Here is a 9,929-nt window from a genome sequence, read left to right as displayed (position 1 = left end):
CCAAATATATTAACTACTATAATAACGAACGAATTAAACTAAAACTGAAAGGACTGAGTCCAGTGCAATACCGAACACAGGCCTTTAGTGCCCAGTAAATGAAACCGTCCAACTATTGGGGGTCACTTCATAGGGCGGGGAGGATGTCAACATACCCAACAAGCACAGGCTAAACCATGAGATACATCAATTTAACAACAGCCCTCTACGCTTCAAGCAAAATCGTCATATCGATTTTCTATAAGGCCCTGATAGAACGGTAGTTAATTACATTGAACAAAAAATAAAAAGATGGATTGCAGTAATCAAACGAAAAAAAGCCGTTTCGAAATAAATCGAAACGGCTTTTTGAATTTTGGCGGACAGAGAGGGATTCGAACCCTCGGTACGGGGATACCGTACACACGCTTTCCAGGCGTGCACCTTCAACCACTCGGTCACCTGTCCTTTCTTGCATTTAGCAAAGATTATTATTATAGACTAATAAATATAAAAAGCAAACAATCTATTTTTGTAAACTCAGCATACGCTCTACATAACGAGCAATCGCATCAACCTCTAGATTTACGAAGCTACCTGCTTTTAGATACTTGAGTGTAGTTACCTGCACCGTATGCGGTATTAGGTTAATGCTGATTTCACAACCTTGAGGCTGATCCACCACTTGATTCACCGTCAGGCTCACCCCATTTACTGTCACGCTACCCTTGTATGCCAGATATTTTGCTAGTTCCAAAGGTGCCAAAATACGTAACTCAAAAGACTCACCCACAGGCTCAAAAGCGCTAACTGTGCCAACGCCATCCACATGGCCTAACACCATGTGACCATCCAACGTATCACCTAAACGCATCGCAGCCTCAAGGTTTACAGGACTCGCTTGATCCAAGCCCACCGTGCGGTTTAGGCTCTCTCGGGAAATATCAATAGTAAATGCTTGATCGTGCAGCTCCACCACTGTCATGCAAGCACCTTGGATTGCAATGGAATCACCTAATTTACAACGAGATAAATCAAAATCAGGGGCCTCAATACGCAAACGCAGGCCAGCATCTGCATCCTGCTGATCTAAGTGCTGTACCTGACTAATCTGACCTACGGCACTCACAATTCCAGTAAACATAAAAACTCCTAAGCCTGTAGCTGTTGTATATGAGTATAAAGATGCTGCCAATGATCGGCATGACGCATAAGCAATCGCACGTCTTTTCCTATGATTTTACTGTGCAATATCTCAAAACGGGGCGCCTCATTTAGCTGAGTTAACACAGGTAACTGCATCAATGGCCTACCTGCCCCTATCAGCATCGGCGCGATATAACTCAACAAAGCATCCACATACCCTGCCTGCAGCAAGGCCCCATTGAATGTCGCGCCCGCCTCTACATGGACTTCATTGATTTGCTGTTGAGCTAACCACTGCATAAGGGCAATGACGCTGACCCGACCCGAAGGATCCGGGGGCAACTCGATGACCTGAGCATTTTTATCTGCTAACTGTTGAGCCAGCTCTGGATTACTCTGTGTGGTGAACACCCAGACTGGATCACCATTCATTAGTTTTGCCTGAGGAGACAGCCGTAGCTGGCTATCCACCACGGCACGAATAGGTTGCCGTGCAGTAGAAAAATCACGTACGTTTAGCAGTGGATCATCATCCAAAACGGTCCCAATACCGGTTAGCACCACACAACTACGCGCCCGAAAATGCTGACCATCATGGCGGGCTTCTGGCCCTGTGATCCATTTAGACTGACCATCTTCTAAAGCGGTACGTCCATCTAAAGAGGAGGCGGTTTTTAACCATAACCACGGTCTGCCTCGGACCATACGAGCAACAAAGCCAATATTGATGGCTAACGCTTGCTCCATCTCTATTCCTACGACCACCTTTATGCCAGCAGCACGTAATTTAGCGACACCTTGCCCAGCCACCTGTGGATTGGGGTCAAGCATCGCGATGACGACGCATTGAGGTTGCGCCTGAATCAAAGCATCCACACAAGGAGGCGTGCGACCATAGTGAGAACAAGGCTCTAATGTGACATAGACCGTTGCTTGGTGTAGCGAGACATAACCCAACGATCGAGCCTGAGCCAAAGCCATGACCTCGGCATGAGGGCCTCCCGCCATTTGGGTTGCTCCGGTAGCAATGATTTTCCCGCCATATTCAATCACACAGCCTACACGCGGATTAGGGCTGGTAATATAGAGCGACTGACGTGCAGCGGTCAGTGCTTGCTGCATATAGTAAGTGTGAGTCACGGCTTAGAGGCAGGGGTATCTTGCATCGCGTTGATTGCCTCGACAAATTCCCCTATATCATTGAAGCTTTTATAGACCGACGCAAAGCGTACATAGGCTACTTGATCTAGTTTTTTAAGCTGCTCCATGACCAATTCGCCCAATTGTTCCGTGTTGATTTCTCGATCACCACTGACTAATAAGCCTTCGGTAATGCAGGCTACTGCCGCATCGACCTCTGGGGCCGGAACAGAGCGTTTTCGCAGTGCCAAATCCATACTGGCTCGCAGCCGATCAATATCGAACTCCATACGACTACCACTACGCTTGACGACGGTCGGCATCATCAAATCTGCCCGCTCATAAGTCGTGAATCGACGCTCACACTTAGCACAACGGCGGCGACGACGAATCGTACCCCCGTCTTCGGATACACGAGAATCTACGACCTGCGTGTCTTCAAAACTACAGAACGGACATTTCATAGGCAGTCATGCCCCCGAAGGGGCTTAAAAATTAACGGTAAACCGGTAAACGGGCTGTTAATTCATGCACACGTTTACGAACGTTTTCCAAGTTTGCTGCATCAGTGGGGTTATCCAACACATCAGCAATAAGGTGTGCAGTCAGTTCACAATCGGCTTCAGTGAAACCACGTGTTGTTACTGCAGGTGTACCTAAACGAATACCACTGGTCACAAAAGGAGACTCTGGATCATTAGGAATAGAGTTTTTGTTCACAGTGATATGAGCCTGACCCAGCGCGTCTTCAGCTTGTTTACCGGTTAGACCTTTAGCACGCAAGTCCACAAGCATGACGTGGCTCTGTGTACCACCAGAAACAATACGTAAACCACGCTCAACTAAAGTACGGGCTAACACATCAGCGTTTTTCACTACTTGAGCTGCGTAATCTTTAAAGCTAGGCTCTAGGGCTTCTTTGAATGCAACGGCTTTACCCGCAATCACATGCATCAAAGGACCGCCTTGGATACCTGGGAAGATAGCTGAGTTAATGATTTTCTCATGCTCGGCTTTCATCATGATCACACCACCACGGGGGCCACGCAAGGATTTATGCGTTGTAGATGTCACAAAGTCAGCGTGAGGCACAGGATTCGGGTAATGACCACCAGCAACTAAACCGGCATAGTGAGCAATATCCACCATGAACAACGCACCGTTTTCTTTGGCTACACGTGCAATACGCTCAAAATCAATGTGCAAAGAGTACGCAGAAGCACCCGCAACGATCAATTTTGGTTTGTGCTCTTTGGCTAATGCTTCGAGTTGGTCGTAATTCAGAACTTCGTCTTTGTCTACGCCATACGAAATGAAGTTGTATAGCTTACCGGAAGCATTAACCGGTGAGCCATGTGTCAAGTGGCCCCCTTCGGCTAGACTCATACCCAACACCGTGTCGCCGGGTTTTAGCACGGCCATATACACACCTTGGTTAGCCTGTGAGCCAGAGTTAGGTTGTACGTTGGCGGCTTCGGCACCGAAGATTTCTTTTAGACGGTCAATTGCGAGTTGCTCGACCACGTCTACAAATTCACAACCACCGTAGTAACGACGGCCGGGGTAGCCTTCGGCGTATTTGTTGGTTAACTGGGAGCCTTGAGCTTGCATCACCGCAGGGCTAGTGTAGTTTTCAGATGCAATAAGCTCGATATGCTGCTCTTGGCGCACATCTTCTTTTTGAATAGCAGCCCAAATTTCGGGGTCAGCAATGTCTAGGGTATGAGAGCGTTCAAACATGAAAGATCCTAACTAAAAAGGGAAGGCAATTAGAAGCATGCATTTTAACGTCTTAGAGGCTTTTAAGCTGCAAAAATCCATAAAAAGCCTAGATTAAAACAAAAAAACAGCTAAAACCACACTAAAACGTAATTTACACACGCCTCAAAGGAGCAATTTTACTTTTGCTCTGCCAGTAGCCGAGGAGTTAAGGTATAGGTGCCGGTTATAGAGGCTTGGTCAAGGATATGTGGCTGAATAGAGGCTAACACCTCATCCCCAGTAAACTTTCCTTTTAAGGGGACCTCGTCTATGTCCAAGGCATACACCGTAAACGTGTAGTGATGCACAACTGAATCATTCCAAGGGGGGCAAGGCCCATCGTAACCAAAGTAATCCCCACTCATTTCTCGGTCTTGAGCAAACCAATGCGTAAAGTCATTTAGGCCTTGGCGCATTCCGTCTAAAGACAAGGGGCCTGATTTACCTCGCGGCGTCACACCGTCCGAATAGGCTCCCTCGGCAATTTCGGTCGTATTTGCCGCCACATCTACCAAAACCCAATGATAAAACTTCACACGGGGCAAGTCAGAGGGAACCTCGCGGTCAGACTGATTCACATCATCGGGCTTGGACGGCACATCACTATCCACACACAACACCACAAAGGATTTTGTTCCAGCTGGGATCTCGGACCAAACAAGATGTGGGTTAATGTTGTCAGCCAAAGCCACCCGAGTTTGGGCATCATATTTACCAAAGGCGTAACGGGTAGGAATGACCTGCTGATCAGAAAAAGAATCACTGCGTAGCTTCATCGCTTGCTCCTGATTAATACGTTATTAAGCGTTAAGCGTAACCTTTGCAAAACGACGCTTACCGACTTGAACTACATATGTGCCTGCAGCTAATTCTAGGCCACGGTCTTCGACACGGGTGCCATCAATACGCACACCACCCTGAGTGATATTACGCTGCGCATCACTGCCAGAGGAAACTAAACCTGCTTCGCGCAATACATTCACAATTCCCATCGGCGCACCGGCCAATGTCACCTCAGGCAAATCCTCGGGGATTTCACCGTGTTTAAAGCGAGCCTCAAAACGTTGGAGCGCCTCTTCGGCATCCCGTTGGCTATGGAAACGCGCAACAATTTCTTGGGCTAAAGCGACCTTGGTATCCCGTGGATTGGCGCCTGCTGCAATCGCGTCTTTAAAGCCTTGGATCTCTGCCAAGCTACGGAAAGACAGCAATTCAAAATATGACCACATCAATGTATCAGACACGGACATGATTTTACCAAACATCGAATCTGGGCCTTCGGTCACGCCAATGTAATTCCCTTTGGATTTGGACATTTTCTCTACGCCGTCCAAACCAACCAGTAAAGGCATCGTCAAAATACATTGTTGCTCTTGGCCACATTCTCTTTGTAGCTCTCGACCAACCAACAAGTTGAACTTCTGGTCCGTACCGCCCAACTCTAGATCAGCCTTTAACTGTACAGAATCATATCCCTGTAAAAGCGGGTAAATAAACTCATGGATCGAAATCGGCGTATTCGATTTAAATCGCTTCGTGAAATCATCACGCTCCATCATACGAGCAACCGTATAACGGGAAGCCAGCTGAATCAAACCTCGTGAGCCCAACTGGTCTAACCATGTGGAGTTATACATGATTTCAGTTTTACTCTGATCAAGGATTAAATTTGCCTGATCGCAATACGTTTGGGCATTGGTTTTTACTTGCTCTGGTGTCAATGGAGGGCGCGTCGTGTTACGACCGCTAGGGTCCCCAATCGTAGAGGTAAAATCACCAATAAGAAACACGACTTGGTGACCTAAATCTTGCAGCTGGCGCATTTTATTCAGCACCACTGTATGCCCCAAGTGAATGTCCGGCGCAGTAGGGTCTAAACCTAACTTAATACGCATGGGTTCGCCTGTGGCATGGCTACGTGCTAACTTGCGTGCGAACTCAGACTCGACAAGGAGTTCGTCGCAGCCGCGCTTCACAATGGCTAAATCGGCTTCTACCGCGGGAGTAATGGGTGCGTCTTGTAATGACATAAATAGACCTGATGAAAACTTTATCGCAAAAAGGGTCGAAAAACTGCTGTAAATAAGCTAGCATAACGCTTGGACGTATAATCTGCACGCAAAAGCGTGACTCGTCCATATATAGCATCATCTTACCAAAGCACTCTAGTTAGGCAAAAGCCAAACTGGTAGATGCTTTTTTCTGCTTTTTTAAACCCAACATCTCACAAGGTTTTGGTCTCATGCTTAACAAAGGGAATAACGGATCGCTCACCGCCGCCTCCCAGCAAACCAGCCCCAAAAAAAGTAAATTCGTCCAAAAGTCTCTGCTCGTGCTTGCCTTTGGTTTATTCGCAGGTGCCGCTGCTATTGCGGTAGTACAGCCTCATGAAGAACCCATTATTTATCAAGCCACCCAAGCCCTAGAACTGCCTGCAGGCATTACTCCCCTTGGTCAAAAATCCACAGAGCCTTTCATCCACGAAACACGCATTCGTCGTGGTGATACTTTAGCTGCATTGCTGCAACGCCTACAGGTTGAAGCCCCGGGCTTACAAGCATTTTTAACTCATGATAAAAATGCGCGCTCTATTTACAAACTCTATCCTGGCCGCTCCTTACAAGTTGCTCTCAATGATGAGAATGATTTGCTTTGGTTACGCTATGTTCATACCCCAGCAGACACATCCAAAGGCGAAGCCAGTTCTAAATGGTTAGAAATTCGTCCTGATGAAAAAGGCGGCTACACGGCCTCCGAAGAATCACTAGCGGTTGAAACCCATATCCAAATGGCCGAAGGCGTGATTCGCTCATCCCTATTTGGCGCAACAGATGCTGCCAATATCCCCGATGCTGTCGCTTTACAAATCCCCGAAATTCTAGGCTCCAAGGTCGATTTCATGAAAGACCTGCGCAAAGATGACCGTTTCCGTGTTGTATACGAAACCTACAGCCACAACGGTCAACGCGTTGGCGCAGGCAAAGTTTTAGCGCTAGAGTTTGAAAACCAAGGCAAGGTACATGATGCCCTTTGGTTTGACTTGGATAATAAAGGTGGTAGCTACTACGACTTTGCTGGCGTGGGATCTCAAGGTGCTTTTTTACGTAATGCCTTAAAATTCACCCGTATTAGCTCTACGTTTGGCGGGCGTCGTCATCCTGTGCATGGTAGCTGGCGCAACCATAACGGGGTCGATTACGCGGCTCCCACCGGAACACCTATCCATGCAACAGCAGATGGCGTAGTGAAATCCATCGGCAGTCAACGTGGTTACGGCAATACCATTGTCTTAGAACATCACAGCGGCTACAGCACGTTATATGCTCACCAAAGCCGTTTTGCTGATGGCCTAAAACAAGGTGATACGGTCAGTCAAGGTCAATTGATTGGCTATGTGGGCTCCACAGGCTGGTCCACCGGGCCGCACCTGCATTACGAGTTCCGCATCAACAATAAGCCCGTTGATCCTCTGTCTGTAGAGCTACCTGTAGCCCGAGTTCTAAGCAAGGAACAAAAAGCCTCCTTTGAAACTGCTGTGAGCCAATATCGCGCTCAGTTTGCTGTACTCAAAGGCTTAGGTGAACCTGTTATAGCAGCAATTAACGACTAATATGTTATTTATTGGTCTCATGTCCGGTACCAGTACCGATGGCGTGGATGCGGCACTATGTCGCATCCAATCACCGCAATCGGTTCAGGTATTGGGGCATCATTCAATAGCGATGCCCCGTGATTTACGCAATGAAATCCTAGCGCTAAACACCTCGTCTTATGACGAGTTACACCGGGCGGCCCTGGTTTCTAATCATTTGGCGCAACTCTATGGCCAAACCACCTTAGAGTTACTCCATAAAACCAACTACAAGGCGACCGAAATCACGGCGATTGGCGTTCATGGTCAAACGGTGCGTCATGCCCCGCATCAAGGTTTTACGATTCAACTCAATAATCCAGCGCTACTGGCTGAACTAACACACATTCATGTTATAGCGGATTTTAGAATACGTGATATTGCAGCAGGAGGCCAAGGTGCACCTCTGGTTCCCACCTTTCATCAGGCTGTTTTCAACACCAGCCACCCTCGGGTCATTTTGAACTTAGGGGGCATTGCCAATATCAGCTTATTACGACCTAATCAGCCCCCCCAGGGCTTTGACACTGGTCCAGCGAATGCATTGATGGACGAGTGGATCCATACCCACCAAGGGCTTGCTTATGATGCCGACGGGGCATGGGCAGCCAGTGGGCAAGTATCAGAAAAACTATTACAGCAATTGTTAAATGAATCGTGGCTGCAGTTGGCCCCCCCTAAATCCACAGGGCGCGATCTTTTTAATCAGCGCTGGTTGCTCTCCCACTTGGCCCAACTACCCGCTATATCACCTGCAGACGTACAAGCTACCTTAGCCGCCTTTACCGCACAATCAGTCGCTGATGCGATACGGCATCATGCCAAAGACACAGAGGAAATTATTGTGTGCGGCGGTGGAGCGTATAATCGCCATCTGTTAAAACTGATACAGGCTAAATGCAACAAACCCGTACACCTGAGTGACGGGTTTGGAATGGGGGCGCAGCAAGTTGAAGCAGCTGCTTTTGCCTGGTTTGCTTATGCGTATTGGCATAATATCCCTGCCGGACAACCCGCCATTACGGGTGCGCGGCACAGCACCATTTTAGGTGCTTGGCATAAGGCCTAAAGGCGTATTAAATAGTAAATGATGAGCCACAACCACATGTAGTGGTTGCATTTGGGTTGCGAATAACGAACTGCGCACCCTCTAGGTCATCTTTATAATCAATTTCAGCGCCAACCAAATACTGGAAGCTCATGGGGTCAACCAATAACTGCACGCCGCCTTTATCAATGGTGGTGTCATCATCATTGACCACATCATCAAAGGTAAAGCCGTACTGAAAGCCTGAACAGCCACCGCCTTGTACGAAAACACGCAGTTTCAAATCAGGATTACCCTCTTCGATTAATAACTCACGTACTTTTTCTACAGCGGAATCACTGAAAACCAAAGGGGATGGCGGAGCCTGAAGGTCAACCGTTTCGGTAAGGGTAGTCATAAGATACTCCTGCTACAAATAATAAAATCTATTTTAAGCCTAAATAATTTGATGCATGGCATTACGCCGGTTTCAAATCAATTTTGTGGGTGGCACGCAACTGCTTGCCTTGATAGATGTGTAAGGTAACTGCATCAACGTCTAAATCAGGCGGTAGATCTAATAAACCGGTCGTACGTAAAAACTGATCAAACTGAATCGCAGTCGTTGAAGCAGGATCGGAGCCTGCTGTCTTTAATACTATAGTAACCGAATCGCCATTTTGCTGCCCATGAGCCGTAAATTGTATGAGGCCATTAAAGCGATCTAAACCGGCTGGCCGTTGTAATAACAGCCGATACTGTAATACCTGAGCTTGTGGTTCTAAGTCTAACGCACGAATGTGCACCGCGCCCTTGTCTGACAAAGGTAACAGATGCTCATAGAACGCCAGCTGCTCGCGCAGCTGAGCGATCTCATCTTGCTTTTGATTCAGACTTTGCTCTAGGGCGAGCTGGGTGGCTTGCTCTAGAGAAAGTTGAGTTTGTGTTGTTTGATGCTGTAATTGCAACTGCTGTAATTGCACCTGTTGCTGCTGCAATTGATTCTGCAACAACAATTGCTTTGATGCCGAATTATTACTGATGTAATAAGCCATTGCTGCCCCAGCTAATAGACCAGCAATCACACCAAACACAGCGATGGCCCATGTAGAAGATGAGCTTGTGCCAGAAGGGGAAGATGTATGATTCATGTTAAATCAGACCACTAAATTTGAAGCTCACCCAGCTAAAGCAAGGTGATTCTTGTTGTCATCGGTTTAGGCGCCGTGATATTCAATCACGCCC

The 9,929-nt window shown here is 47.5% G+C and carries 11 protein-coding genes and 1 tRNA gene; 3 read left to right on the top strand and 9 right to left on the bottom strand.

All coding sequences use genetic code 11. The features are described from left to right. Positions 1-98: IS3 family transposase (locus tag Q0Z62_RS09850; protein ID WP_298054002.1), on the top strand; the 98-nt coding region annotated here is incomplete at its 5' end. 258 nt (positions 99-356) lie between these two features. Here Q0Z62_RS09850 and Q0Z62_RS09845 read toward each other — a convergent pair. From Q0Z62_RS09845 to tyrS, 7 genes are all read right to left on the bottom strand, one after another. After that, a tRNA-Ser gene (locus tag Q0Z62_RS09845) sits at positions 357-447 on the bottom strand. A gap of 58 nt (positions 448-505) precedes the next feature. After that, on the bottom strand, positions 506-1,123 hold the full coding sequence (locus Q0Z62_RS09840) for a riboflavin synthase (RefSeq protein WP_298054000.1): 618 nt from the start codon (positions 1,121-1,123) through the stop codon (positions 506-508). A gap of 8 nt (positions 1,124-1,131) precedes the next feature. Next, positions 1,132-2,265 carry a bifunctional diaminohydroxyphosphoribosylaminopyrimidine deaminase/5-amino-6-(5-phosphoribosylamino)uracil reductase RibD gene (gene ribD, locus Q0Z62_RS09835; RefSeq protein WP_298053997.1) on the bottom strand — a complete coding sequence of 378 codons (1,134 nt, stop codon included), beginning with the start codon at positions 2,263-2,265 and terminating at the stop codon, positions 1,132-1,134. Beyond that, a complete protein-coding gene (gene nrdR / locus Q0Z62_RS09830; RefSeq protein WP_269901280.1) occupies positions 2,262-2,729 on the bottom strand; it encodes a transcriptional regulator NrdR in 468 nt (155 codons plus the stop codon). Before nrdR ends, ribD begins: the two co-directional genes overlap by 4 nt. A 31-nt stretch (positions 2,730-2,760) precedes the next feature. Then, positions 2,761-4,005, bottom strand: a complete 1,245-nt coding sequence (glyA, locus tag Q0Z62_RS09825; RefSeq protein WP_269901279.1) for a serine hydroxymethyltransferase — start codon at positions 4,003-4,005, stop codon at positions 2,761-2,763. Between the two features lie 158 nt (positions 4,006-4,163). Continuing rightward, positions 4,164-4,802 (bottom strand): YbhB/YbcL family Raf kinase inhibitor-like protein, encoded by a 639-nt coding sequence (locus tag Q0Z62_RS09820; RefSeq protein WP_298053991.1) that lies wholly within the window; start codon positions 4,800-4,802, stop codon positions 4,164-4,166. Between the two features lie 24 nt (positions 4,803-4,826). Next, positions 4,827-6,056 (bottom strand): tyrosine--tRNA ligase, encoded by a 1,230-nt coding sequence (gene tyrS, locus Q0Z62_RS09815; protein ID WP_269901277.1) that lies wholly within the window; start codon positions 6,054-6,056, stop codon positions 4,827-4,829. Between the two features lie 212 nt (positions 6,057-6,268). Here tyrS and Q0Z62_RS09810 point away from each other — a divergent pair, with 212 nt between their 5' ends. Both Q0Z62_RS09810 and Q0Z62_RS09805 read left to right on the top strand, forming a co-directional pair. Further along, a complete protein-coding gene (locus Q0Z62_RS09810; RefSeq protein ID WP_298053989.1) occupies positions 6,269-7,636 on the top strand; it encodes a M23 family metallopeptidase in 1,368 nt (455 codons plus the stop codon). Position 7,637: 1 nt separating this feature from the next. Continuing rightward, positions 7,638-8,726 carry an anhydro-N-acetylmuramic acid kinase gene (locus tag Q0Z62_RS09805; protein WP_298053986.1) on the top strand — a complete coding sequence of 363 codons (1,089 nt, stop codon included), beginning with the start codon at positions 7,638-7,640 and terminating at the stop codon, positions 8,724-8,726. A 7-nt stretch (positions 8,727-8,733) separates the two neighbouring features. Here Q0Z62_RS09805 and erpA read toward each other — a convergent pair whose 3' ends face one another. Both erpA and Q0Z62_RS09795 read right to left on the bottom strand, forming a co-directional pair. Continuing rightward, complete coding sequence (gene erpA / locus Q0Z62_RS09800) at positions 8,734-9,102, bottom strand: iron-sulfur cluster insertion protein ErpA (protein ID WP_269901274.1); 369 nt, start codon at positions 9,100-9,102, stop codon at positions 8,734-8,736. Positions 9,103-9,163: 61 nt separating this feature from the next. Further along, on the bottom strand, positions 9,164-9,835 hold the full coding sequence (locus Q0Z62_RS09795) for a DUF6776 family protein (RefSeq protein ID WP_269901273.1): 672 nt from the start codon (positions 9,833-9,835) through the stop codon (positions 9,164-9,166). Positions 9,836-9,929: the final 94 nt, after the last annotated feature.

Origin of the sequence: uncultured Paenalcaligenes sp. (assembly GCF_947630565.1) — a bacterium.
Lineage (GTDB): Bacteria > Pseudomonadota > Gammaproteobacteria > Burkholderiales > Burkholderiaceae_B > Paenalcaligenes > Paenalcaligenes faecalis.
The sequence above is the reverse complement of the archived record's forward strand: the minus strand, read 5'-3'. Positions and strand labels throughout refer to the sequence as shown.